22 protein-coding genes are annotated in these 23,528 nt (G+C 62.4%); 12 read left to right on the top strand and 10 right to left on the bottom strand.

The window, feature by feature from the left end; all coding sequences use genetic code 11:
- Nucleotides 1-178 precede the first annotated feature (178 nt).
- Nucleotides 179-523 carry a hypothetical protein gene (locus J3P88_RS24715; RefSeq protein WP_003198166.1) on the bottom strand — a complete coding sequence of 115 codons (345 nt, stop codon included), beginning with the start codon at nt 521-523 and terminating at the stop codon, nt 179-181.
- Between the two features lie 180 nt (nt 524-703).
- On the opposite strand from J3P88_RS24715, the gene ppc reads away from it, so the two are divergent.
- The 7 genes from ppc to J3P88_RS24680 all read left to right on the top strand — a co-directional run bounded on the left by ppc (nt 704) and on the right by J3P88_RS24680 (nt 8,149).
- Nucleotides 704-3,334, top strand: a complete 2,631-nt coding sequence (ppc, locus tag J3P88_RS24710) for a phosphoenolpyruvate carboxylase (RefSeq protein ID WP_434572126.1) — start codon at nt 704-706, stop codon at nt 3,332-3,334.
- Nucleotides 3,335-3,625: 291 nt separating this feature from the next.
- Nucleotides 3,626-4,273: an adenylate kinase gene (adk, locus tag J3P88_RS24705; RefSeq protein WP_186705472.1), complete on the top strand. Its 648-nt coding sequence runs from the start codon at nt 3,626-3,628 to the stop codon at nt 4,271-4,273.
- Between the two features lie 94 nt (nt 4,274-4,367).
- Complete coding sequence (tsaB, locus tag J3P88_RS24700; protein ID WP_186705473.1) at nt 4,368-5,045, top strand: tRNA (adenosine(37)-N6)-threonylcarbamoyltransferase complex dimerization subunit type 1 TsaB; 678 nt, start codon at nt 4,368-4,370, stop codon at nt 5,043-5,045.
- 365 nt (nt 5,046-5,410) lie between these two features.
- A complete protein-coding gene (locus J3P88_RS24695) occupies nt 5,411-5,719 on the top strand; it encodes a hypothetical protein (protein WP_186705474.1) in 309 nt (102 codons plus the stop codon).
- Complete coding sequence (locus tag J3P88_RS24690; protein WP_434572123.1) at nt 5,719-6,579, top strand: DUF72 domain-containing protein; 861 nt, start codon at nt 5,719-5,721, stop codon at nt 6,577-6,579. Before J3P88_RS24695 ends, J3P88_RS24690 begins: the two co-directional genes overlap by 1 nt.
- A 33-nt stretch (nt 6,580-6,612) precedes the next feature.
- Complete coding sequence (locus tag J3P88_RS24685) at nt 6,613-7,434, top strand: isocitrate lyase/PEP mutase family protein (RefSeq protein WP_434572122.1); 822 nt, start codon at nt 6,613-6,615, stop codon at nt 7,432-7,434.
- A 16-nt stretch (nt 7,435-7,450) separates the two neighbouring features.
- Nucleotides 7,451-8,149 (top strand): extensin-like domain-containing protein, encoded by a 699-nt coding sequence (locus tag J3P88_RS24680; protein ID WP_411386593.1) that lies wholly within the window; start codon nt 7,451-7,453, stop codon nt 8,147-8,149.
- 1 nt (nt 8,150) lies between these two features.
- Here the strand turns inward: J3P88_RS24680 and J3P88_RS24675 are convergent, their stop codons facing one another.
- On the bottom strand, nt 8,151-8,771 hold the full coding sequence (locus J3P88_RS24675; protein WP_434572120.1) for an energy transducer TonB: 621 nt from the start codon (nt 8,769-8,771) through the stop codon (nt 8,151-8,153).
- 109 nt (nt 8,772-8,880) lie between these two features.
- Between J3P88_RS24675 and J3P88_RS24670 the strand changes: the two genes are divergently transcribed.
- On the top strand, nt 8,881-9,663 hold the full coding sequence (locus tag J3P88_RS24670; RefSeq protein ID WP_434572118.1) for a class I SAM-dependent methyltransferase: 783 nt from the start codon (nt 8,881-8,883) through the stop codon (nt 9,661-9,663).
- Nucleotides 9,664-9,911: 248 nt separating this feature from the next.
- Here the strand turns inward: J3P88_RS24670 and J3P88_RS24665 are convergent, their stop codons facing one another.
- Entirely contained in the window at nt 9,912-10,547 is a 636-nt protein-coding gene (locus tag J3P88_RS24665) for a TetR/AcrR family transcriptional regulator (RefSeq protein WP_186705480.1), read from the bottom strand.
- A 93-nt stretch (nt 10,548-10,640) separates the two neighbouring features.
- Between J3P88_RS24665 and J3P88_RS24660 the strand changes: the two genes are divergently transcribed.
- Nucleotides 10,641-11,741, top strand: a complete 1,101-nt coding sequence (locus J3P88_RS24660) for an efflux RND transporter periplasmic adaptor subunit (protein ID WP_434572116.1) — start codon at nt 10,641-10,643, stop codon at nt 11,739-11,741.
- Between the two features lie 5 nt (nt 11,742-11,746).
- Nucleotides 11,747-14,812, top strand: a complete 3,066-nt coding sequence (locus J3P88_RS24655) for an efflux RND transporter permease subunit (RefSeq protein ID WP_434572114.1) — start codon at nt 11,747-11,749, stop codon at nt 14,810-14,812.
- Nucleotides 14,813-15,000: 188 nt separating this feature from the next.
- On the opposite strand, the gene J3P88_RS24650 is transcribed toward J3P88_RS24655, so the two are convergent.
- The 4 genes from J3P88_RS24650 to plsB form a co-directional block, all read right to left on the bottom strand.
- Complete coding sequence (locus J3P88_RS24650) at nt 15,001-15,690, bottom strand: DUF4197 domain-containing protein (protein WP_434572112.1); 690 nt, start codon at nt 15,688-15,690, stop codon at nt 15,001-15,003.
- 30 nt (nt 15,691-15,720) lie between these two features.
- The gene (locus tag J3P88_RS24645) at nt 15,721-16,125 is read right to left on the bottom strand and encodes a YbaY family lipoprotein (RefSeq protein ID WP_434572111.1); all 405 of its coding nucleotides are present in this window, start codon (nt 16,123-16,125) and stop codon (nt 15,721-15,723) included.
- A 93-nt stretch (nt 16,126-16,218) separates the two neighbouring features.
- On the bottom strand, nt 16,219-16,593 hold the full coding sequence (locus J3P88_RS24640) for a hypothetical protein (protein WP_434572110.1): 375 nt from the start codon (nt 16,591-16,593) through the stop codon (nt 16,219-16,221).
- Nucleotides 16,594-16,782: 189 nt separating this feature from the next.
- Nucleotides 16,783-19,281 carry a glycerol-3-phosphate 1-O-acyltransferase PlsB gene (gene plsB / locus J3P88_RS24635; RefSeq protein WP_434572108.1) on the bottom strand — a complete coding sequence of 833 codons (2,499 nt, stop codon included), beginning with the start codon at nt 19,279-19,281 and terminating at the stop codon, nt 16,783-16,785.
- A 250-nt stretch (nt 19,282-19,531) separates the two neighbouring features.
- On the opposite strand from plsB, the gene J3P88_RS24630 reads away from it, so the two are divergent.
- A complete protein-coding gene (locus J3P88_RS24630; protein ID WP_207965472.1) occupies nt 19,532-19,741 on the top strand; it encodes a cold shock domain-containing protein in 210 nt (69 codons plus the stop codon).
- Nucleotides 19,742-19,889: 148 nt separating this feature from the next.
- Here the strand turns inward: J3P88_RS24630 and J3P88_RS24625 are convergent, their stop codons facing one another.
- The 3 genes from J3P88_RS24625 to dapE form a co-directional block, all read right to left on the bottom strand.
- Complete coding sequence (locus J3P88_RS24625) at nt 19,890-20,267, bottom strand: hypothetical protein (RefSeq protein WP_186705487.1); 378 nt, start codon at nt 20,265-20,267, stop codon at nt 19,890-19,892.
- A 79-nt stretch (nt 20,268-20,346) separates the two neighbouring features.
- Complete coding sequence (locus tag J3P88_RS24620) at nt 20,347-21,156, bottom strand: putative RNA methyltransferase (RefSeq protein WP_186705488.1); 810 nt, start codon at nt 21,154-21,156, stop codon at nt 20,347-20,349.
- Complete coding sequence (dapE, locus tag J3P88_RS24615) at nt 21,156-22,307, bottom strand: succinyl-diaminopimelate desuccinylase (protein ID WP_434572105.1); 1,152 nt, start codon at nt 22,305-22,307, stop codon at nt 21,156-21,158. Before dapE ends, J3P88_RS24620 begins: the two co-directional genes overlap by 1 nt.
- 285 nt (nt 22,308-22,592) lie before the next feature.
- On the opposite strand from dapE, the gene tcdA reads away from it, so the two are divergent.
- Entirely contained in the window at nt 22,593-23,411 is an 819-nt protein-coding gene (gene tcdA, locus J3P88_RS24610) for a tRNA cyclic N6-threonylcarbamoyladenosine(37) synthase TcdA (RefSeq protein WP_030139502.1), read from the top strand.
- The last annotated feature ends 117 nt before the right edge of the window (nt 23,412-23,528 follow it).

Genomic DNA, 23,528 nt, shown 5'->3' with positions numbered 1-23,528 from the left:
TTACTCGGTGTGACCCGAGGCGTTTTTCAAAAGTTCAGCGAGGATGGCCATTCGCCAAAAGAATTACTGACTGATCGGTCAGCGGCAGAAAAGCTGAACTTTCAAGGCGCGCAGCGGTATTCCCGGCGTAGGTGGGAAAGGCCCCGCGCCGGAAAACCGCAACCTGGAGTGAAGGGAATCAGTGTTTGGATTTGTCGTTCTGCGAGGAAAGTTCGTGCAGATGCCGGCGCGACAGGGCGAGGAATCGTGGGGTCGGTCCTACGTCTTCATACAGCGGGTCACCTTCCTCATCGGTGGCGACAACTTGCGAACCCTTGATGTAGGGGAAGCTCGCTTCAAGCTCTTCCAATGCGGCCCCGATCAGCTCGCCCAGCAGCTCCTCGGGCTGGCGCTTGGGGTACATGTCGCAGATCGCAGCCAGGCGTGCGGCGGCTTCGACGTCCAGGTGGATCGTGTAGCCCGTCTGGGTCAGGCGGCCCTTGGCGTTTTCTTCCCAATGCTGGGCAAGTTCACGAATTTTCATGATGACCTCAATCAGCCTGCTCGTGGCAGGCGCGGTGAGTGACAAGCCGTTGTGTGGCTTACCCATGAGACTAGCTTTGTTGTGCAAGGTTTAAAGTCCCTTCGTCGCTTGTCATAAGCGACCGGCATCGGCACTCTCTGATCCAAGAGCTGTCCGGACTTTTTTGCTGGAGAAATGCTGATGACCGATATCGATGCCCGCTTGCGCGAGGATGTCCACCTGCTTGGCGAACTGCTGGGCAATACCATCCGCGAACAGTACGGGGACACGTTTCTCGACAAGATCGAGCAGATCCGCAAGGGCGCCAAGGCTGACCGACGCGGTTCCGTGGATGCCGAACTCAGTGCCAGCCTCAATCAACTGAGCGAGGACGAACTGCTGCCGGTGGCGCGCGCGTTCAACCAATTCCTCAACCTCGCCAACATCGCCGAACAGTACCAACTGATCCATCGCCGCGATGAATCGCAACCGGCGCCCTTCGAGGCACGGGTCCTGCCTGAGTTGCTCGCCCGGCTGCGGGCCGAAGGCCATGGCGCCGAGGCCCTGGCCCGGCAGTTGGGCCGCCTGGAAATCGAACTGGTCCTCACCGCTCACCCCACGGAAGTGGCCCGCCGTACCCTGATCCAGAAATACGACGCCATCGCCGCGCAACTGGCGGCCCAGGATCACCGCGACCTGACCAGCGCCGAGCGCACGCAGATCCACGAGCGCCTGCAACGCTTGATCGCCGAAGCCTGGCACACCGAAGAAATCCGCCGCACCCGGCCGACCCCGGTGGACGAGGCCAAGTGGGGCTTCGCGGTGATCGAGCATTCGCTGTGGCACGCCATCCCCAATTACCTGCGCAAGGCCGACCAGGCCTTGCATACCGCCACCGGGCTGCGCCTGCCGCTGGAGGCCGCGCCGATCCGCTTTGCCTCGTGGATGGGCGGCGACCGTGACGGCAACCCGAATGTCACCGCCGCGGTGACCCGCGAGGTGCTGTTATTGGCGCGGTGGATGGCGGCGGACCTGTACCTGCGTGACGTCGACCAACTGGCGGCCGAACTGTCCATGCAAAACGCCAGCGAGGCCTTGCGGGCCCAGGCCGGCGACAGCGCCGAACCGTATCGTGCCGTGCTCAAGCAACTGCGCGAACGCCTGCGCGCCACCCGCAACTGGGCCCACGCCTCCTTGAGTGCCGCCACGCCGCCAGGCGCCGAGGTGTTGCAGCACAACCGCGAACTGCTGGACCCCCTTGAGCTGTGCTACCACTCCCTGCACGAATGCGGCATGGGCGTGATTGCCGATGGGCCGCTGCTCGACTGCCTGCGGCGGGCGGTGACCTTCGGCTTGTTCCTGGTGCGCCTCGATGTGCGCCAGGACTCGACGCGCCATACCGCCGCCATGACGGAAATCACCGACTACCTGGGCCTGGGTCGCTATGAGGATTGGAACGAGGAGCAGCGCATCAGCTTTTTGCTGGAGGAGCTGAACAACCGGCGTCCACTGCTGCCGGCCCATTTCAAGCCCTCGGCCGACACGGCGGAAGTGTTGGCGACGTGCCGGGAAGTGGCCGCGGCGCCGGCGGCGTCCCTGGGTTCCTACGTGATCTCCATGGCCGGCGCGGCGTCCGATGTCCTCGCTGTGCAACTGTTGTTGAAGGACGCCGGGGTATTGCGGCCGATGCGAGTGGTGCCGCTGTTCGAGACCCTGGCCGACCTGGACAACGCCGGGCCGGTGATCGAGCGGCTGTTACTGCTGCCGGGCTATCGTTCACGGCTGCAAGGCCCTCAGGAAGTGATGATCGGCTATTCAGATTCGGCGAAGGATGCCGGGACCACGGCGGCGGCCTGGGCGCAATATCGGGCCCAGGAACGGCTGGTGGACATCTGCCGCGAGCAGCAAGTCGAACTGTTGTTGTTCCACGGTCGTGGCGGCACCGTGGGCCGTGGTGGCGGTCCGGCACACGCGGCGATCCTGTCCCAGCCACCGGGCTCGGTGGCCGGGCGTTTCCGCACCACCGAGCAGGGCGAAATGATTCGTTTCAAATTCGGCCTGCCGGATATCGCCGAACAGAACCTCAATCTGTATCTCGCCGCGGTGCTTGAAGCGACGCTGCTGCCACCGCCGCCACCCACGCCGCAGTGGCGGGATTTGATGGATGAACTGGCGGCCGATGGCGTCAGTGCCTACCGCGCGGTGGTGCGGGAGAATCCGCAGTTCGTCGAGTACTTCCGCCAGTCCACCCCCGAGCAGGAACTTGGGCGCCTGCCGCTGGGCAGCCGGCCGGCCAAGCGTCGCGCCGGCGGCATCGAAAGCTTGCGGGCGATTCCGTGGATTTTCGGCTGGACCCAGACCCGCCTGATGTTGCCGGCCTGGCTCGGTTGGGAAACCGCACTGAGCAAGGCCCTGGAGCGCGGCGAAGGGGCGTTGCTGGGGCAGATGCGCGAGCAATGGCCGTTCTTCCGGACCCGCATCGACATGCTGGAGATGGTGCTGGCCAAGGCCGACGCCGATATCGCCCGCTCTTACGACGAGCGTTTGGTGGAGCCTGGGCTGCTGCCTTTGGGTGCGCATTTACGCGACCTATTGTCGCAGGCCTGCACGGTGGTGCTTGGCTTGACCGGTCAGTCGCAGCTACTGGCACATAGCCCAGCCACGCTGGAATTCATCCGCCTGCGCAACACCTACCTCGACCCGTTGCACCTGTTGCAGGCCGAACTGTTGGCGCGCTCACGCCAGCAGGAAGTTGCCCAAGGCAGCCCCGTGGAACAGGCATTACTGGTGTCTGTGGCGGGGATTGCCGCCGGGTTGCGCAATACCGGCTAAGATCAGGCAGCGCACCGAAACGGCTCGCCCGGCGTTCCCGGGCGTTGTTCTGCGGGGGCGGGGACAGGTCGGCCAGGCGACAGTTTGTTGCCCGGTTGCGACGCTCGCCACCCCCTCCGAAGGTCGTATCGGGCGCGGGTTCCTCCGACTTTCGGCGGCTTGTGTGGGTCGGGCCTGCTGTGTATCTTGATCAGCCTTTGGCCGTTTGGGCGGTCACGATCCAGTTTTTCGAAGATTGGCCCCGCGAGGCGAATCCGAGCGTTTTACATAAAAAAATTGAGGAGCACATCGATGCGCGTCATTCTGCTGGGAGCTCCCGGGGCCGGTAAAGGTACTCAGGCAAAGTTCATCACCGAAAAATTCGGTATCCCGCAAATCTCCACCGGCGACATGCTGCGTGCCGCGGTCAAGGCTGGCACGCCACTGGGTGTTCAAGCCAAGAGCATCATGGATGCCGGCGGCCTGGTGTCGGATGACCTGATCATCGCCCTGGTCAAGGATCGCATCGCTCAACCCGACTGCGCCAATGGCTTCCTGTTCGATGGCTTCCCGCGCACCATTCCCCAGGCTGAAGCCCTGGTGACTGCCGGTGTTGAGCTCGATCACGTGGTCGAAATCGCGGTCGACGACGAAGAGATCGTCCAGCGCATTGCCGGTCGTCGTGTCCACGAGGCGTCCGGCCGTGTCTACCACACCGTCTACAACCCGCCGAAACTTGCGGGCAAGGACGACGTCACCGGTGAAGAGCTGGTGCAGCGCAAGGACGACACCGAAGAAACCGTGCGTCATCGCCTGTCGGTCTACCATTCCCAGACCAAGCCGCTGGTGGCGTTCTACCAGAATCTGTCGGCTGCCCAAGGCAAGCCGAAGTACAGCCACATCCCGGGCGTTGGCTCGGTCGATGCGATCACCGGCAAGGTGCTCGAAGCGCTGAGCTGAAAAGCCTGATCAGTTGCATCAACTACGGCCCGCTTGCGGGCCGTAGTTGTTTATACTGGCGCACTTTTTCCCCACCTGATTTACGGACACATCGATGAGCACCTTGCTGGCCCTGGACACCGCGACTGAAGCTTGCTCCGTTGCCTTGCTGCACGACGGCAAGGTCACGAGCCATTACGAGGTGATCCCGCGCCTGCATGCGCAGAAGCTGCTGCCGATGATCCAGAAACTGTTGAGCGATGCCGGCACGACCTTGCAGGCGGTGGATGCGATTGCCTTTGGCCGTGGGCCGGGAGCTTTTACCGGCGTGCGCATCGCCATCGGCGTGGTGCAAGGCCTGGCATTTGCCCTGGAGCGGCCAGTGCTGCCAGTGTCAAACCTGGCGGTGCTGGCCCAGCGTGCCTTGCGCGAACAGGGCGCTCGCCAAGTTGCCGCGGCCATCGATGCGCGCATGGATGAGGTGTATTGGGGCTGCTACCGCGAAACCGACGGCGAGATGCGCCTGGTCGGTGCTGAAGCGGTGTTGCCGCCCGAAGCGGCGGCGTTGCCGGGCGATGCCAGCGGCGACTGGTTCGGCGCCGGCACTGGTTGGGGCTATGGCGAGCGGATCGGTGTCAGTCTCATCGGCCAGGACGCCTCGATGCTGCCCCATGCCGAGGACCTGCTGGCCCTGGCACGTTTCGCCTGGGAACGTGGCGAGGCCATTCCAGCGGATGATGCACAGCCAGTATATTTGCGGGACAAAGTCGCAACCCCCAAGTCCGAGCGATAGAAAGCATCACTCCGCTCTCGAACGGGCAGCGTTGTGGCGAGGGAGCTTGCTCCCGCTGGGCTGCGAAGCGGCCCCCAGAAAATTGATTTCAGGCCGGCAAGATAAGGCGCGAATCATATTTCGGGGCCGCTTCGCGCCCCAGCGGGAGCAAGCTCCCTCGCCACAAAACCATAGGGTCACCCCAAAAAGCGGTGTCTCGAAAAAATCATTTACGCCCCCAAAAGTCACACCCAACCTTGCCAGTCGTCACTTTTTCCGCCCGTTTTTAAACCTTTTTGACTTTATGTGTTCTAGTTATCACTTGCGCATTTGCGCGGCTGCGAAAGTGCCGCTAAATTGCCATCATTGATACCGAGCATTCTGTTATGCGTATAGACGGCGTTTCATCCCAGTCCTACCCCATCAAGCGTCGGCCTCGTGCGGGTAAAGCCAGCGAGCCGGAAAACTTCGATGACATCGATGGCGAGGTGGAATTTCCGTCTGAAGAGCAACTGGCCGCCCGCGCCGCCAAAGCCTCTGCGCAACGCCTGAGCAATCTCCCCGCCCGTCAGCAAGACATGCTTTATCACCGTGCGATGAGCCGCAGTGTCTCCACGGCCCTGGCGAGCTACCTGAGCACCGCCGGTTTCGTCGATTGGGATATGGAAGTGCTGGGACTCGATCTCTACATCTGATGGTCTTGCCTTACTACCTGGGCTGCCCGTCCTGGAGCGAAAACGCCTGGCGCGATTACCTTTATCCCCAGGATGCGAAAAGCACCGATTTCCTCGATCTCTATTCCCAAGTGTTCAATGCCGTGGAAGGCAATACGACCTTCTATGCCAGCCCGTCTGCGCCGACCGTGCAGCGCTGGGCCGAAATCATGCCCGAGCACTTTCGCTTCACCGCCAAGTTTCCTGGCGACATCAGCCACAATGGCGACCTGCGCGAACGCCTGACGGCCACTGAAACCTTCCTGCAACTACTCAGCCCCTTGGGCGAGCGCGTTGCGCCGTATTGGCTGCAACTGTCCAAGGCCTTTACCCCGAATCGGTTGCCGGAACTGGCGGGGTTCATCGACGCCTTGCAGCGCCCCTTGGCCGTCGAAGTCCGTCACGACGAGTTCTTTGCCAAGGGCGACGCCGAACGGCGGCTCAATCGCCTGTTGCTCGATCGCGGCGTCGAACGCATCTGCCTCGATCCCCGGGCCTTGTTCAGTTGCACCTCCCTTGATCCCGCCGTGCTTCACGCACAATCGAAAAAGCCCCGCGTGCCGCCCCGGCCCGCGGCGTTCACCCAATGTCCGCAAGTGCGTTTCATCGGTCATCCGGTGCTCGAAGCCAACGAGCCGTTCCTGACGCCGTGGGTGGAGAAAATCGCCGGCTGGATCGAAGAAGGGCGCACGCCCTATATCTTCCTGCACACCGCCGACAACCGGCTGGCCGCCAGGCTCGCGCAACGTTTTCACGAGCGATTGATGCATCGATTGCCTGGCTTGCCGGCCCTGCCTGCGCTATATAGAGAGCCCGCCGCCGAGCAACTGGGTTTGCTCTGAGGCCCACTCCCTCTCTGCTCAGGAGCGAACTACATGGAAGCGCACATTCGTCGAGCCCAGGCGTTCAAGGCCTTGCACGAACGCGAAGGGGCTTTTGTCATTCCCAACCCGTGGGACGCCGGTTCGGCCAAGATGCTGGCCAGCCTGGGTTTTGAAGCCTTGGCGACCACCAGTGCCGGTCACGCCTTTTCCCTGGGCCGACCCGATGGCGCGCTGGGGCTGGATGACACGCTGGCTAACGTGCGGGCGATTGTCGCGGCCACTGACCTGCCGGTGGCCGTCGACCTGGAGAACGGTTTTGCCGATGCCCCCGAGGATTGCGCCCGCAGCCTGATCCGGGCGGCAGAGGCCGGCGCGGTGGGTGGTTCGATCGAAGATGCCACGGGGCGCGAAGACAGCCCGATCTATTGCTTCGACCACGCGGTAGCTCGGGTCAAGGCCGCCGCCGAGGCCGTGCGCAGCTTGCCGTTTCCTTTCCTGCTGACGGCCCGGGCGGAAAATTTCCTGCATGGCAATCCGGACCTCGACGACACCATACGCCGCCTCAAGGCCTTCGCGGACGCGGGGGCCGACGTGTTGTACGCCCCGGGGCTGAGCAGCGCCGAACAAGTGCTCGCGGTGGTGCAGGCCGTGGCGCCAAAACCGGTGAACGTGCTGATGTCCGGGGCGCTGGACCTGACGGTGGCGCAGTTGAGCGAGCTGGGCGTCAAGCGCATCAGTGTCGGCTCGGCCCTGGCCCTGGCCGCGTATGGCGAGTTCTTCCGCGCCGCCGAGGAGATCCAGGAGCAGGGCACATTCACCTTCACGCGCCGCTCGATGCCGTTCAAGCAGGCCAACCAATTATTCAAGGGTTGATGCCCGAGGCAATATCGTGCGGTTTTTGAAAGCGCTTGCGGTCGTGGCCCTGCTCATTGGCCTTGCCGTGCTGGGGGTATGGCGCGGCTGGGTGGCGCTGCCGCCCCAATGGAATCCCTGGGCGCCTTTGGACGTCAACCTGGCGCCCAATCTGCTCACCCGTTTCAAACTCATGGCCCTGCGCAACGACCCGCAGCTGTGCGACCAGGCCCTCGCTACCTCCGGGCTGCGCACCGCGCGCCAGGCCGACAGCGGCGCCAATACCACATGCCCATTGACCAATGTGTTGAGGGTGCAGGGCGGTGAGGTGGCGTTGAGCAGCAGCTTCCTCGCCAGTTGCCCGCTGGCGGTGGCGTTTGCGTTGTTCGAGCGTCACGGGTTGCAGCCGGCGGCAATGGCGGTCTACGGGCAGAAAGTGACGCGGGTCGATCACTTGGGCAGTTTCGCCTGTCGCAACATGTACGGGCGTGAGAGCGGGGCGCGCAGCCAGCACGCCACCGCCAGCGCGCTGGACATCGCCGGGTTTCGCCTGGCCGATGGGCGCACGATCAGCGTGCTCAGGGACTGGCCCAAGGACACGGCCGATGCGCGCTTCTTGCGTCAGGCTCGGGATGGCGCCTGCGATATGTTCAGTGTGGTCTTGAGCCCGGATTACAACGCGGCGCACCGCAACCATTTTCATCTGGATGTGGGGCCATGGTGGATCTGTCGCTGATTTAAGCGGCGATGCGCAGGTTCTGCAGCACGATCGGACGTGCCCAGCGGGTGTCGAAGTCCAGTTGTTTCTGCTGCGCCACCAATTCCTCTTTCGGGAACGGCGGGAACGGCTTGTCCAGCAGCTCGAGTTCGAATTCGGCGATCGGCAGGTGCAACGGACGCGGTTGTGGCGCCGGGCCCGGTTCCGGCAGTGGTTGGCCGGCGGTGAGGACGAGTGGGCGGACCCAGTTGCTTTCGAAGGTCTGCTGGTGTTGCTGGGCAACGATTTCTTCTGGCGGGAACGGCGGGAAGGGTTTATCCAGCAGGTCGAGTTCGAATTCGGCGATGGGCAGGAACAGCGGTTCTGGCGGCTTGACCTGTGTTTCGGTCACTTCGCAGGTGCGCTGGCTGACGATATGCGCCAGCAGTTCGGCGCCGAGGGTCGGTTCAACGGCCTCATCGAGGGGCTCTGGCTGGTAGCTGCCAGGTGCCGGTGCGTTATCACCCAGTTGATCGGCCAGGGCCCGGGCAAAAAAATCCTGCCACAGGTGACTGACGCCGCTCAGCGCTTGGGTGTTACGCAGGCTGTAATCGCCGTAAGGGGAGATAACGCCTATCGATGTGGATTGAATGTCTGACATTTTTCTCGGTCGACGCTCAGCTCTGGCAAAATGCCGTTCACCGTTGTTATCGGCCGTTTTTGCCGATCCTTAATTTTTTGAGCATGTTTTCCATAAGTGAACAACTTCCATGAGTGAGCAACCCGCGGCCTGCCGCATCCATGTCGAGGCCCTGGCCCCGGCCTTCCAACCGCAGGCCGAACACTGGGCCGAGCGGCTTGGCCTGCCTTTGCAAGGGGACGAAGGCGAGTTCGCCTTGCAGGTCGGTGAGCAAGGGGTGCAGTTGCAGCAGTTGGGCCCGGATGCGCCAGGGCCGGTGCGCGTGGACTTCGTCGAGGGTGGGGCGGCCCATCGGCGGTTGTACGGCGGCGGCAGTGGCCAGATGATCGCCAAGGCAGTCGGGATCGCCCAGGGTGTGCGCCCGCGGGTGCTGGATGCCACCGCCGGGTTGGGCAAGGATGCGTTTGTGCTGGCCAGCCTGGGCTGTGAAATGAACCTGATCGAGCGTCAGCCGCTGATCGCGGCCTTGTTGGAGGATGGCCTGGCCCGTGGCGCAGAGGATTTCGACGTGGCGCCCATTGTGGCGCGCATGCGCTTGCTCAAGGGCAACGCCATCGAGGTGATGCGCAACTGGGAAGGCGAACCGCCCCAGGTGATCTACCTGGACCCGATGTTCCCTCATCGTGAAAAAACCGCTCTGGTGAAGAAGGAAATGCGCCTGTTCCGGCCCCTGGTGGGCGATGACCCGGACGCCCCGGCGCTGCTCGCCGCGGCCCTGGCCTTGGCGACTCATCGAGTGGTGGTCAAGCGTCCACGCAAGGCCCCGTGCATCGAAGGGCCGAAGCCGAGCCATGGGCTCGATGGCAAGTCCAGTCGCTACGACATCTATCCGAAGAAAGCGCTCAAGCCTTGAGACCGAGTTGCCTGCATCGCGAGCAGGCTCGCTCCCACAGGGGCCGGTGGCGGGCGCTGATTCTGTGAACCCCGTCGATCAAACTGTGGGAGCGGGCTTGCTCGCGAAAGCGGTGGGTCAGTTGGGGAAGGTGTTGAATAGGCCGCCGTCTTCGCGAGCAAGCCCGCTCCGACATTGGATCTGTGGTGTTCATCAAACCCTGTGGGAGCGAGCTTGCTCGCGATGGGGCCCTTCCAGCCAGCGAAAGGCTAAGGCCGATAAGCCCGCACGAACAACCCCACCACTTCCTGCACATGAGCCTCGGCGGCTTCCGGTTCCGGGGCCGGGCCGCAGCCTGACAACAAACGGAAGTTCGCCGCGCCCTTGATCAGGCAGAAGAAATGCTCGGCGGCATTGCGCGGTTTATCGATGCTCAGGGCGCCGCTCTGGTTGACCTTGGTCAGCAGCCGCTCCATGCCTGAGAGCATCCGTTGCGGACCGGCTTCGTAGAAAATCGTCGACAGCTTCGGGTCCTGGCTGCCCAGGGCCATGATCAGGCGATGCAGGTTCAACGATTCATCGCTGTTGATCAGTTGGTTGAACCCGCGGGCAATGTTCAGCAACACGTGTTCGATGGGAACGCCGTCAGGCCATTCGTAAAACAGCGATGGCACCTGCTCTTCACATTTGGCCATCACGGCAGCGGAAAACAGCGTCTCCTTGTCGTTGAAATGGCTGTAGACCGTCAGCTTCGAAACTCCCGCCTCGGTGGCGACGGCGTCCATGCTGGTATTGGCATACCCCATGCTCAGGAACAGGCGTTTCGCCGCGTCGAGAATAGCCTGGCGCTTGGCCAGGTCCTTGGGGCGGCCTGGGCCGCTAGGGGTTGAAGGATTGTTCGACATTCTTCGCTTTAATACTGGACTGGTGAGTTTGCTATTAATAACATACTCGCCAGTATAATTATTCCAAGCACCATTAGCGAAAGGTCACTCGCCATGTTCCGCTATGCCCTGCCCCTCGTCATGCCAGTCGCCCTGGCTTTTTTATTGTCTGCGTGCGGTCATGACGAGCCGGTGCCCGTCGCCGTGCGTCCCGCCATGGTGGTCAAGCCCGAGCCGTCGGCCCAGGCGATGGACAGTTACCCTGGCGAAGTGCGGGCACGTTTCGAGCCTGAACTGGCCTTTCGCATTGGCGGCAAGGTGAGCCGACGACTGGTGGAAGAGGGGCAGCGGGTCAAGGCCAATCAACCGCTGGCCGAGCTCGACCCCGAGGACGTGCGCCTGCAACTGGAAGCGACCCGTGCCCAGGTCGCCGCCGCCGAGGCCAACCTGAACCTGGTCCGCGCCGAACGTGACCGCTACAAGACCTTGATGGAGCGGCAGATGGTCAGCCGCTCCCAATACGACAACGCCGAAAACCTCTACCGCTCCGGCACCGCGCGGCTCAAGCAGATCAAGGCCGAGTTCGATGTCGCCAACAACCAGGCCAGCTATTCGGTGCTGCGTGCGCCCCAGGATGGCGTGGTGGCCCGGCGCTCGGTGGAAGTCGGGCAGGTGGTTTCGGCCGGGCAAACCGTTTTTACCCTGGCCACCGATGGCGAGCGTGAAGTGCTGATCAGCCTGCCGGAACAGAGCTTTGGCCGGTTCAAGATTGGCCAGCCGGTGTCGGTCGAGTTGTGGAGCCAGCCTGACCAGCGCTTCAGCGGGCGGATTCGTGAGCTGTCGCCGGCCGCCGACCCCAAGTCCCGCACCTTCGCCGCCCGCGTGGCCTTCACCGCCGGCAGTGTTCCGGCGGAGCTGGGCCAAAGTGCCCGGGTGTTTATCCAGACGGCTGAAAAGGCGCCGCTGTCAGTGCCGCTATCAGCCCTCACTGCCGAGAATGGCGCCACCTACGTCTGGGTCGTCAACCCGGACAACACGGTCAAGAAAGCCCCGGTGCGCGTGGGTGCCTTTGGCGAAAAAAACGTGCCGGTGCTCGAAGGCTTGAGCGCCAATGACTGGGTGGTGGCGGCTGGCATACATGTGCTCCTCGACGGCCAGCAGGTGCGGCCGGTGGATCGCTCCAACCGCGTGGTCAACCTGGCGGCCAAGGAGTAATCCCAATGGGTTTCAATCTTTCCGAATGGGCGTTGCGTAACCGCCAGATCGTACTGTTCCTGATGCTGTTGCTGGCCATCGTCGGGGCGCTTTCCTACACCAAGCTCGGCCAGAGCGAGGATCCGCCGTTCACCTTCAAGGCCATGGTCATTCGCACCGTGTGGCCGGGAGCGACGGCCGAGGAAGTGTCGCGCCAAGTCACCGAGCGTATCGAAAAGAAGCTGATGGAAACCGGCGATTACGAAAAGATCGTCTCGTTCTCCCGCCCGGGGGAATCCCAGGTGACTTTCGCGGCGCGTGATTCCATGCATTCGGCGCAGATTCCCGAGCTGTGGTATCAGTTGCGCAAGAAGATCGGCGACATTCGCCACACCTTGCCGCCGGATGTCCAGGGGCCGTTCTTCAACGATGAATTCGGCACCACCTTCGGCAATATCTACGCGCTGACTGGCGAAGGCTTCGACTATGCCGTGCTCAAGGACTACGCCGATCGCATCCAGCTCCAGCTGCAGCGGGTCAAGGATGTGGGCAAGGTCGAACTGATCGGTTTGCAGGACGAGAAGATCTGGATCGAGTTGTCGAACGTTAAGCTGGCGACCCTCGGCCTGCCCTTGGCGGCGGTCCAGCAGGCCCTTGAAGAGCAGAACACGGTTTCCACCGCCGGCTTCTTCGAAACCGGCAGCGAGCGTTTGCAGCTACGGGTCTCGGGGAATTTCCAGACCGTGGAGGAGATCCGCAACTTCCCGATCCGGGTCGGCGACCGGACGTTCCGTATCAGCGACCTGGCGGACGTGCGCCGCGGTTTCAACGACCCGCCAGCGCCCCGCATGCGCTTCATGGGCGAGGACGCCATTGGCCTGGCCGTGGCGATGAAGCAAGGCGGGGATATCCTGATTCTGGGCAAGGCCCTTGAGGTCGACTTTGCTCGCCTCCAGAACTCACTGCCGGCCGGCATGCAATTGCACAAGGTGTCGGACCAGCCGGCGGCGGTAAAGACCGGGGTCGGTGAGTTCGTCCAGGTGCTGGTGGAAGCCCTGACGATCGTGTTGCTGGTGAGCTTCTTCTCCCTCGGGTTGCGCACCGGGATGGTGGTGGCCCTGGCGATTCCGCTGGTGTTGGCGATGACCTTCGCCGCCATGTATTACCTGGGGATCGGCCTGCACAAGATTTCCCTCGGTGCGCTGGTGTTGGCCCTGGGGTTGCTGGTGGACGACGCGATCATTGCGGTGGAGATGATGGCGATCAAGATGGAGCAGGGTTTCGACCGGATCAAGGCGGCCAGCTTCGCCTGGACCAGCACCGCATTCCCGATGCTCACCGGTACCTTGATTACGGCGGCGGGCTTCCTGCCGATCGCCACCGCGCAATCGGGCACCGGCGAATACACCCGCTCGATTTTCCAGGTGGTGACACTGGCATTGCTGGCCTCTTGGGTGGCTGCCGTGGTGTTCGTACCGTACCTGGGGGAAAAACTCCTGCCGGACCTGGCGAAAATTCACGCGGCCAAACATGGCACGACTGACGGCCAGACCGACCCTTACGGCACGCCGTTCTATCAGCGTGTCCGGCGGATGGTGGAGTGGTGCGTGCGTCGGCGCAAAACCGTCATCCTGCTGACCGTGCTGTTGTTTGTCGGCTCGGTGGCGTTGTTCCGTTTCGTGCCGCAGCAGTTCTTTCCGGCATCGGGGCGGCTGGAACTGATGGTCGACTTGAAACTGCAGGAAGGCGCCTCCCTGAGCAACACCGCCGAACAGGTCAAGCGCCTGGAAGCGCTGCTCAAGGACCATGCCGGCATCGACAATTACGTAGCCTACGTCGGCACCGGTTCACCGCGTTTCTACCTGCCGTTGGACCAACAGCTGCCGGCCTCCAGCTTCGCCCAGTTCGTGGTGCTGGCCAAGACCATCGAAGATCGCGAGCCGTTGCGCAGTTGGTTGATTTCGACCCTGAACGAGCAATTTCCGACCCTGCGCTCGCGGGTCACGCGCCTGGAAAACGGCCCGCCGGTCGGCTATCCGGTGCAGTTCCGCGTCACGGGTGAGCACATCGAAGAAGTCCGGGCCCTGGCGCGGAAAGTGGCGACAAAAGTTCGCGAAAACCCCTACGTGGTCAACGTGCATCTGGACTGGGAGGAGCCGAGCAAGGTGGTGTACCTCAACGTTGACCAGGACCGCGCCCGGGCCCTGGGTGTCAGCACCACCCACCTGGCGAGTTTCCTGCGCAGCTCCCTCACCGGCTCCAGCGTCAGCCAGTACCGGGAAGACAATGAATTGATCGAGATTTTGCTGCGCGGTACGGTGCATGAGCGCACCGAGTTGTCGTTGCTGCCGAGCCTGGCAGTGCCGACCGACAACGGCAAGAGTGTTGCCTTGTCGCAGATCGCGACGTTGGAATACGGTTTCGAGGAGGGCGTGATCTGGCACCGCAATCGGCTGCCGAGCGTGACCGTGCGGGCCGATATCTACGGCAAGGAACAACCGGCAACCCTGGTGCAACAGATCTTCCCGACCCTGGACCCGATTCGCGCCGAGCTGCCGGACGGTTACCTGCTGGAAGTGGGCGGTACGGTGGAGGATTCGGCCCGTGGCCAGAAATCGGTGAATGCCGGTGTGCCGTTGTTCATCGTGGTGGTGCTGACGCTGCTGATGCTGCAACTGCGCAGCTTCTCACGCACGGCCATGGTGTTCCTTACGGCGCCCCTGGGATTGATCGGCGTCACGCTGTTCCTGCTGGTGTTCCGCCAGCCGTTCGGCTTCGTCGCCATGCTGGGCACCATTGCGCTGTCGGGGATGATCATGCGCAACTCGGTGATCCTGGTGGACCAGATCGAGCAGGACATCAAGGCCGGGCTGGCGCCTTGGCAGGCGATCATCGAAGCCACGGTGCGACGCTTCCGCCCCATCGTGCTCACCGCACTGGCGGCGGTGCTGGCGATGATCCCGCTGTCGCGCAGTTTGTTCTTCGGGCCGATGGCGGTGGCGATCATGGGCGGCCTGATCGTGGCCACGGCGTTGACGCTGTTGTTCCTGCCAGCGTTGTATGCGGCGTGGTTCAGGGTCAAGAAAACCTGATCAACAGGTGTACACCTAACCTGTGGCGAGGGAGCTTGCTCCCGCTCGGTTGCGCAGCAACCGCAAAAGCTTGGGGCCGCTGCGCAGCCCAGCGGGAGCAAGCTCCCTCGCCACAGGATTGTGGTTTGTCAGATAGACGGTGTATTCATCGCGAGCAGGCTCGCTCCCACAGTGTTTTTGCGCTTGGCTTAGAGCGTACCGAACACCTTCTTCGCCAAACTGGTCGCCGCAGCCGCCGGGTTCTGGCGAATGGTGGCTTCCTGCTTGCCGATCATTTCGAACAAGCCGTCCAGCGCCTGTTCGGTCACGTAGTTTTCGATGTTGGCGCTCTTGGCATCCAGCACGCCGAAAGTGGCGGCCTGGCCGGCGAAGGCATTGTATTGTTGGGCCAGGCCGACCTTGTCCGTGGCTTGCTTGACGATGGGCAGGAACTTGGCGCGGATCTGCTCGCGGCTGCTCTTGTTCAGGTATTGCGTGGCCGAGTCGTTGCCGCCGCTCAAGATGCCCTTGGCATCGCTCACGCTCATGTTCTTCACGGCATTGACCAGGATCGGCTGGGCCTGGACCACTGCGGCCTCAGCAGCCTGGTTCATGCTGGTTTCCAGTTGATCGACCTGCTCGCCCATGCCGAAGGCCTTCATCTTGCTGGCAACTTTGCCCAGCTTGCCTGGCAGTTCGATCTTCACGTCCGGGTTGTTGCTGAAGCCGCCGGGTGTGCCCAGTTGCTTGACCGCCACCTGTGCGCCTTGGGTCAAGGCGTCCTTGAGGCCACCCGTGGCATCTTGTTGCGACAGTTCGCCCAGGGACAGGGCCATGGCATTGGCGCAGATCAACAGGCCGGCACACAGGCCGGTGAAACGAAGGGTAGAGCGGAGCATGGCAGCTTCCTTGATGGAATTTAAAAGGAATCAGCGTGCGGCGTTGACGCGAATCTTCAACGGCTGCGGATCTTTGCCATCGAGTTGGACCGTATGCTGTTCAGTGGTGATGAACATCAACTGGCCGTCCACTTCGATGCGGGCGCTCACGGCATAACGATGGCCGGGCTTGACCTGGTTGGGATCATAACTGAGGTGGAACGGCAACGGGACCTGGCCTTTGACCGGGCCGCGCTGCTCATCGAGCACCACCGCGGGAGCGTCGGCCAGGGAAACGTCCTGCAGGCTCACGCTCAAGGTGGCGTTGGGCGGCAGGGCGATGCGTTGCAGATAGAAGACTTCGCCATCGAGGCTCGCGACGGAGGCGGCGGGTGGCGTTGATGATTGGCACGCGGCCAGCAGTGAAGTGAATGCAAGCAGAAGACATTTTTTCATGTGGAAGTACCTTTCCTTTGACGCCAGCAACACGCTGGCGTCAAAGAGAATCTGGAGGATTCGGCACTAAAAATCCAGCCGAAACGTAACGACTCAGACGTTGGACGCGATCGAACGATCAGTTTCATTGGCCGACGAGGGCGCCAGGCTCAGATCGATCTCAACGTCTTGATCGCCTCCATTCCAAATGAAGGTGTGTTCGTTATCGGCTAGAAGGTCAGTGCCTTCATGGTTGATTTGCATCTTCGCCGAGAACTCATCCCCTGGGACAGCCGGGTCGAAACCGGGAACGATGTGGAAGGAAAAGACCAGAGGTGTTCCCGCCGGAAATACGTTGGAGCTGATGGCAGGATAGGCGCCTGGCAGGCCGGTCTTTTTTTCGATGGAAATTGCATAGTCCCCTGCGCCTGTTTGTGGGACTTGATAATCGTCTGGCAGACGCAGTGTTACGTTGATTGCGTGTTTCATGAGTTGAATTCCTTTTCAATACGTCGAGATTGACGTAAGCCCATCCTAGAGAGCTGCTCCAAAGTTCTCTGTAGGTCTTTTCTCCGTTTGACGTCGCTTTGGCCGCTGCGCAACGTCGGAGTACGCCTGTCTATCGACCGATGCACTCACCAGAACCGTTCTCTGTTCACGGTGAGTGATCGGCATGCGTCAAAGGTCGGGGCTGACGGCGACCTCCGCCGCGTCTTCACTGCGATGCAATGCCACCTGGCGGATCGACAAACGAATCTCCGCCGGCAGCACCCGCTTGGCCGCACCTTCGGCCAGTTCGCCGAGCAGCTCGTGATAGCTGAGCTTGCCCGCTTCGTCCCGGCGCAGCACGTCGAGGTCGAGCATCGTCTGGATAAAGTGGCGGAACAGGCTCTTGTCGAAGAATTCCGGCGCATTCAGGCCATGCAGGATCGACAGGCGCTGGGCCATGACGGTGCAGAGGTCTTCCAGTTCTTCGGCGCTGACGGTGTTTTGACCGCTGTTGAGCAGCAGCGAGACGGTCATGTAGAAGCGCTGCAAGGTCTGGGCGATGCTTTTCGACAGCAACGTCAGCAGCACGAAGTGCCGCGAACTTGGCGCCGGACGCAGGTACAGGTCGTTTTCGAAACGCAGCAGGCCCTGTTCGACGAACGCGTCGAGCCACTGGTCGACCACGCCGTCCAGTTCTTCCAGCGACCAGCGAATGAACAGCTCCGATTGCAGGTACGGGTACAACGCATGGGTGTAGCGCAGGATCTGTTCGCGGCTCATGCGCGAGCTGCTCTGGAAGAAGCTCGCCAGCAACGCCGGCAGGGCGAAGATGTGCAGCACGTTGTTGCGGTAGTAGGTCATCAGCACCGCGTTCTGCTCGTCCAGGTACAGAATCTTGCCCAGGGCATCGCTCTGTTCCGACAGCAGGTCCATGCCTTTGACGTGCTTGATCAGCGCTTGGCCATCGCCTTCGGGCAGGGTGGTATGGGGCGAGTACGGGACTTTGCGCAACAACGCCAGGTACAGGTCGAGCACCCGGGCCATGGCGCGGTCGTCCAGGGCCAGGCGGCTGGTGGACAGCAGCGCCAGGGCGACGAGGTTGACCGGGTTGATGGCCGCGGCTTCGTTCAGGTGCCGGGCCACGCGTTCGCCGAGGCGGTGGGTGGTCGCGTTGAGCCAGGCCGGTTTGAATTGCGGGCCCAATTCCTGTTGGCGCCAATCCGGTTGTTCGCTGTCGAGGAATTCCGCCAGCTTGATGGGTTCGCCGAAGTTCACCGCCACCTGGCCGAAGCGCTGCTTGAGGGCGCCGATGACCTTGAAGATGTCGAAGATCGATTCTTTTTTCTTGCTGGCCCCGCGCAGTTCGCCCAGGTAGGTGCGGCCTTCCAATACCCGTTCATAACCGATGTAGACCGGCACGAAGACGATGGGCATGCGTGACGAACGCAGGAAGCTGCGCAGGGTGATGGCGAGCATGCCAGTCTTGGGTTGCAGCATGCGCCCGGTGCGCGAACGACCGCCCTCGACGAAGTATTCCACCGGAAAGCCTTTGGTGAACAGCGTGTGCAGGTATTCGTTGAATACCGCGGTGTAGAGCGGGTTGCCCTTGAAGGTGCGGCGCATGAAAAACGCCCCGCCACGGCGCAGCAGGCCGCCGATCACCGGCATGTTGAGGTTGATGCCGGCAGCGATGTGCGGCGGCGTCAGGCCGTTGCGAAACAGCAGGTATGACAGCAGCAGGTAGTCGATGTGGCTGCGGTGGCACGGCACATAGATGACTTCGTGGCCCTGGGCGACGTTCTGCACGCCTTCGATGTGGTTGACCTTGATGCCGTCGTAGATCTTGTTCCAGAACCAGCTCAGCACCACTTCCAGGAAACGGATCGCGGTGTAGGTGTAGTCCGAGGCAATTTCGTTGCCGTAGCGCAGGGCCTGGGCCTTGGCTTTTTCCGGGGAGATCTTTTCCCGCTCGGCTTCCTCGGCAATCGCCTGCTTGACCAGCGGCTGGTTCAACAGGCCCTTGACCAAGTGGCGTCGGTGGGAAATGTCAGGGCCGATGACCGCCGCCTTCAGATTGCGGAAGTGCACCCGCAGAATCCGCTGGGCCATGCGCACGGTGCGTTCGTGGCCCTTGTCGTGTTCGATCAATTCGCGCAGGTGGATCGGCGCGGAGAATTGCACGCGGGTCTTGCGCCCCAGGATCATGATGCTCAGCAGGCGACGCAGGCGCCCGGTGACGGCCCAGCTGTCGGCAAACAACAGCTTCCAGGGGCTGGATTCGCTGTCCGGCGACTGCCCCCAGAACACGCTGACCGGGATGATCTGTGCATCTTCGGCGGCGTTGTGGGTCAGGGCGTCGACCAGCCGCGTCAGGGTGGGCGGCGCACCGCGCTTGTCCTGGCGCCCGATCCAGTCTGGCGCTGGCGTCAGGTAGAAAAACGCCGCCGGCTCCAGCAGGTTGCCCACCGAGACCGGGAGCACCGGACGGGGCAGGCCGGCCTTGGTGCATTCGGTGTCGAGCACCGCCAGGTCGGTGAGCGAGGGATCTTGCAGGACGTAGAACACCGGACGACTGCGGTCGAGGTTGAGGGTGAAGGACGACTGGTTGATCGTCTCGGAGCGAACCCAGAGGTACAACAGTCGGCGCAGGGTGCCAAACACAAGACGGCGGAACGGGGAGCGGGTCATACGGCTTCTGCATGAGTGGATAAAACCGAGCGGCTGCTCGGGCTCGCTAGTGTGCCGGATTCATCGAAAATCGGCAAAAAAGCGCCGAAGTAAAGTCAGTTGAGAGTTTTTCCGGGTGTCATATACTCGGCCGGTTACTGCTCCGGTCTTCTCCATGGACGGCCGGACGGTGGCTTGGGTTCGTACGGCTTTGCCTTTTGCAGTCGGGCAAGAAAAGCCGACTTAATAATAAGAGATGGGAGTGAGCATCATGGCAGCACGGGAAACCGGCAGTGTGAAGTGGTTCAACGATGCGAAGGGTTACGGCTTCATCCAGCGTGAAGGCAGCGCGGATGTATTCGTGCATTACCGCGCGATTCGCGGCGAAGGCCACCGTTCACTGACTGAAGGCCAGCAGGTCGAGTACGCGGTGGTGGAAGGGCAGAAGGGCTTGCAGGCTGAGGATGTGGTGGGGTTGTAACCCGTTCTTGCAGTCACCGCAAATCCCTTGTGGGAGCGGGCTTGCTCGCGAAAGCGGTGTGTCAGCCAATGAAAATATTGCCTGATATACCGCTTTCGCGAGCAAGCCCGCTCCCACATTTAGGTTCAGGTTGGACCTGAGACTAGGGTCACGCCGTCTTCCAGGTAATCTCTTCTTCCCCATCGGCGCTGATGCGAATCCAGCGGTCCGCCGATTCTTCCCCTTCCTCTTCCACCCAGGAGCCAGGCGCGCAGCGCACTTCGACGTTCAGCGCGGCGAAGGCGGCGCGGGCGCAGGCGATGTCGTCTTCCCACGGGGTCTGGTCGCTTTCCAGGTACAGGCTGTTCCATTTGCCCACGGCCTTCGGCAGCCAGGTCACCGGGATGTTGCCAGCCTTGCACTTGTAGGTCTGGCCTTTCTGTACCCAGTCGCTGCAAGGGCCCAGGGCCTGGCCGAGCCAGTGGGCAATGGCCTTGTGGTCGACGTCGGCGTCCTTCAGGTAAATCTCGATATCGGGTTGGCGCATGGATGTCCTCGCTGCGGTCTTGAAAAATCCATTCGCGGATTTAACTGGCCCCAGGCGATTGCCCGAGGCCAAAAGGTCATTATTGAAGAATGAAATAATCGTAGCGCATCGACACCGTGACTTCGAACGGCTCGGCCTGCTCGATCACGCTGGCACGGCGTTCGGCACTGGCGCGCCAGCCATGGGGCGTCATCGCCAGCAGGTTGGCGCGGTCCTGGCCATCGGTGAGCACCAGTGTGAATTCGAGGGTTTCGCTGTGATCCAGCTCCATGCCCGGTGGTACCAGGGCCAGGTGCTTGTCGTCGGTGTATTCGCGCACTTCGTCGTATAGACGCTCGCGCAATTCCATCAGGTGGCCGGCGGTAGGGCCGACTTTCATCAGTCCGCCGCCGGGGCTGAGCAAGCGCTTGGCCTCCTGCCAGTCCAGCGGGCTGAAAACGCTGGCCAGGAACTGGCAACAGCCGTCCGCCAGCGGCACCCGGGCCATGCTGGCGATCAACCAGGTCAGTTGCGGGTTACGCTTGCAGGCTCGTTTGACCGCTTCGCGAGAGATGTCCAGGGCATAGCCATCGGCATTGGGCAGCGCTTCGGCAATTTGCGCGGTGTAGTAGCCTTCACCGCAACCGATGTCGAGCCAGCGCCCAGGCGCACGTTCGGCGGCCAGCTCGGCCAGGCGCCGGGCGACCGGGGCGTAATGCCCGGCGTTGAGAAAGTCGCGGCGAGCTTCGACCATCGCCTGGTTGTCGCCAGGGTCGCGGCTGTTCTTGTGCTGCACCGGCAGCAGGTTCAGGTAACCCTGCCGCGCACGGTCGAACCGATGCCCGGCCGGGCACACCACGCCGGTGTCCGCCGCGTTCAGCGGCTCACTGCAGATCGGACAGGCAAGCATCAGGCGAGCAACTTGATCAGCGTCTTGTAGTAGATCTCGGTGAGCACGTCGAGATCGGCGGCCAGCACACGTTCGTTGACCTGATGGATGGTCGCGTTGACCGGCCCCAGTTCTACCACTTGCGTGCCCATGGTGGCGATGAAACGACCGTCGGACGTGCCGCCGCTGGTGGAGGCTTTGGTTTCGCGTCCGGTCACGTCCTTGATGCTCGACGACACGGCGTCCAGCAAGGCACCCGGCTCAGTGAGGAATGGCAGGCCGGACAAGGCCCAGTCGATGTGCCAGTCCAGTTGATGCTTGTCAAGGATATCGGCGACGCGTTGTTGCAGGCCTTCGACGGTGGATTCGGTGGAGAAACGGAAATTGAACACCGCTTCCAGGTCACCGGGGATCACGTTGGTCGCACCGGTGCCGGAATTGAGGTTGGAAATCTGGAAACTGGTCGGCGGGAAGAAATCGTTGCCGTGGTCCCAATGCTCGGCCGCCAATTCAGCCAGGGCCGGCGCGGCCAGATGGATCGGGTTCTTCGCCAGGTGTGGATAAGCCACGTGGCCTTGCTTGCCGCGCACGGTCAGCTTCGCGCCGAGGGAGCCGCGCCGGCCATTCTTGACCACGTCGCCCACCAACGTGGTGCTCGACGGCTCGCCGACGATGCACCAGTCCAGGCGTTCCTGGCGGGCCTTGAGGCGTTCGACCACGGCTTTGGTGCCGTGGTGGGCCGGGCCTTCTTCATCGCTGGTGATCAGGAAAGTCAGCGAGCCCTTGTGGTCCGGGTAGTCGGCGACGAACCGCTCGGCCGCCACGACCATGGCCGCCAGGCTGCCTTTCATGTCCGCCGCGCCACGACCGCAGAGCATGCCCTGTTCGTCGATGAGCGCATCGAACGGGTCGAGTTGCCAAGCCTGCACCGGACCGGTCGGCACCACGTCGGTGTGCCCGGCGAAGCACAGCACCGGGCCGTCATGCTTGCCATGGCTGGCCCAGAAGTTATCCACATCCTCGATGCGCATCGGCTCGAGCTTGAAACCGGCCTCGCCCAGGCGCTGCATCATGATTTTCTGGCAATCGGCATCCACCGGCGTCACGGACGGACGGCGGATCAGGTCGCAGGCGAGTTGCAGGGTCGGCGAGAGGTCGGCGTGGGCCGTCATGGAAAACTCCGGAAGCTGGAAAGGAGATCGCAGTCCATGTGGGAGCGGGCTTGCTCGCGAAGCTCTTAGCGTCAGTGATGACGCCTTCGCGAGCAAGCCCGCTCCCACAGGTCCTGAGTTCGACCGTTGGATGGTATTCGGCCGACGCTTACAAAATGGCGGTTATCTTATAGCAAAACGACCACCATGGGCCCCTGGTGCTGGTCGGTTGGAACACAAATCCCACAGAGGTTTTGCTTAAATTGCCGCGACAAAGCCCTATAATGCGCGCCGGTTTTTGGGGTAATGGTCATGAGTACAGAAGATCCACGGTTTGCCGGCATCGCCCGTTTGTATGGCATCGAAGGCCTGGAGCGCCTGCGGGCGGCCCATGTGGCGATTGTCGGCGTCGGCGGTGTCGGGTCCTGGGCGGCGGAAGCCATTGCCCGTTGCGGCGTGGGCGAGATTTCGCTGTTCGACCTGGACGATGTCTGCGTGAGCAACGCGAACCGTCAGTTGCACGCCCTGGACAGCACCGTCGGCAAGCCCAAGGTCGAGGTCATGGCCGAGCGGTTGCGCGGGATCAACCCCGACTGCACGGTGCACGCGGTGGCGGACTTCGTCACCCGCGACACCATGGCCGAGTACATCACGCCGAACATCGATTGCGTGATCGACTGCATCGACAGCGTCAACGCCAAGGCCGCGCTGATCGCCTGGTGCAAGCGCCGCAAGATCCAGATCATCACCACCGGCGGCGCGGGTGGGCAGATCGACCCGACGCTGATCCAGGTCTGCGACTTGAACCGTACGTTCAACGATCCACTGGCCTCCAAGGTGCGCTCCACCTTGCGCCGCGACTACGGCTTTTCCCGCACCGTGACCCGCCACTACAGCGTGCCTTGCGTGTTCTCTACCGAACAACTGCGCTACCCGAAGCCGGACGGCAGCATTTGCTTGCAGAAGAGTTTTGTCGGTGACGGCGTCAAGCTCGACTGCGCGGGTGGGTTTGGCGCGGTGATGATGGTCACGGCGACGTTCGGCATGGTCGCGGCGACCAAGGCTGTGGATAAGATCGTGGCGGGTGTGCGACGGCCGGCGGATCGGGTCAAGCCCGGTCAGTAATGCAACGCTGCTCACTAAGGGAGTGGTGAGCCTGTGGCGAGGGAGCTTGCTCCCGCTGGACTGCGCAGCAGTCCCCATTTTCATGAGCGCTTCGCACTCAAGCGGGAGCAAGCTCCC

It is taken from the genome of Pseudomonas sp. Z3-6 (genome assembly GCF_051131985.1).
GTDB classification, from domain to species: Bacteria; Pseudomonadota; Gammaproteobacteria; order Pseudomonadales; family Pseudomonadaceae; genus Aquipseudomonas; species Aquipseudomonas zanjanensis.
The sequence above is the reverse complement of the archived record's forward strand: the minus strand, read 5'-3'. Positions and strand labels throughout refer to the sequence as shown.

What these genes read in the sequence shown, in the direction of transcription:
- J3P88_RS24715 (WP_003198166.1), bottom strand. Translation starts at nt 523, where the DNA reads ATGAAAATTCGTGAACTTGCCCAGCATTGGGAAGAAAACGCCAAGGGC.
- ppc (WP_434572126.1), top strand. Translation starts at nt 704, where the DNA reads ATGACCGATATCGATGCCCGCTTGCGCGAGGATGTCCACCTGCTTGGC.
- adk (WP_186705472.1), top strand. Translation starts at nt 3,626, where the DNA reads ATGCGCGTCATTCTGCTGGGAGCTCCCGGGGCCGGTAAAGGTACTCAG.
- tsaB (WP_186705473.1), top strand. Translation starts at nt 4,368, where the DNA reads ATGAGCACCTTGCTGGCCCTGGACACCGCGACTGAAGCTTGCTCCGTT.
- J3P88_RS24695 (WP_186705474.1), top strand. Translation starts at nt 5,411, where the DNA reads ATGCGTATAGACGGCGTTTCATCCCAGTCCTACCCCATCAAGCGTCGG.
- J3P88_RS24690 (WP_434572123.1), top strand. Translation starts at nt 5,719, where the DNA reads ATGGTCTTGCCTTACTACCTGGGCTGCCCGTCCTGGAGCGAAAACGCC.
- J3P88_RS24685 (WP_434572122.1), top strand. Translation starts at nt 6,613, where the DNA reads ATGGAAGCGCACATTCGTCGAGCCCAGGCGTTCAAGGCCTTGCACGAA.
- J3P88_RS24675 (WP_434572120.1), bottom strand. Translation starts at nt 8,771, where the DNA reads ATGTCAGACATTCAATCCACATCGATAGGCGTTATCTCCCCTTACGGC.
- J3P88_RS24670 (WP_434572118.1), top strand. Translation starts at nt 8,881, where the DNA reads ATGAGTGAGCAACCCGCGGCCTGCCGCATCCATGTCGAGGCCCTGGCC.
- J3P88_RS24665 (WP_186705480.1), bottom strand. Translation starts at nt 10,547, where the DNA reads ATGTCGAACAATCCTTCAACCCCTAGCGGCCCAGGCCGCCCCAAGGAC.
- J3P88_RS24660 (WP_434572116.1), top strand. Translation starts at nt 10,641, where the DNA reads ATGTTCCGCTATGCCCTGCCCCTCGTCATGCCAGTCGCCCTGGCTTTT.
- J3P88_RS24655 (WP_434572114.1), top strand. Translation starts at nt 11,747, where the DNA reads ATGGGTTTCAATCTTTCCGAATGGGCGTTGCGTAACCGCCAGATCGTA.
- J3P88_RS24650 (WP_434572112.1), bottom strand. Translation starts at nt 15,690, where the DNA reads ATGCTCCGCTCTACCCTTCGTTTCACCGGCCTGTGTGCCGGCCTGTTG.
- J3P88_RS24645 (WP_434572111.1), bottom strand. Translation starts at nt 16,125, where the DNA reads ATGAAAAAATGTCTTCTGCTTGCATTCACTTCACTGCTGGCCGCGTGC.
- J3P88_RS24640 (WP_434572110.1), bottom strand. Translation starts at nt 16,593, where the DNA reads ATGAAACACGCAATCAACGTAACACTGCGTCTGCCAGACGATTATCAA.
- plsB (WP_434572108.1), bottom strand. Translation starts at nt 19,281, where the DNA reads ATGACCCGCTCCCCGTTCCGCCGTCTTGTGTTTGGCACCCTGCGCCGA.
- J3P88_RS24630 (WP_207965472.1), top strand. Translation starts at nt 19,532, where the DNA reads ATGGCAGCACGGGAAACCGGCAGTGTGAAGTGGTTCAACGATGCGAAG.
- J3P88_RS24625 (WP_186705487.1), bottom strand. Translation starts at nt 20,267, where the DNA reads ATGCGCCAACCCGATATCGAGATTTACCTGAAGGACGCCGACGTCGAC.
- J3P88_RS24620 (WP_186705488.1), bottom strand. Translation starts at nt 21,156, where the DNA reads ATGCTTGCCTGTCCGATCTGCAGTGAGCCGCTGAACGCGGCGGACACC.
- dapE (WP_434572105.1), bottom strand. Translation starts at nt 22,307, where the DNA reads ATGACGGCCCACGCCGACCTCTCGCCGACCCTGCAACTCGCCTGCGAC.
- tcdA (WP_030139502.1), top strand. Translation starts at nt 22,593, where the DNA reads ATGGTCATGAGTACAGAAGATCCACGGTTTGCCGGCATCGCCCGTTTG.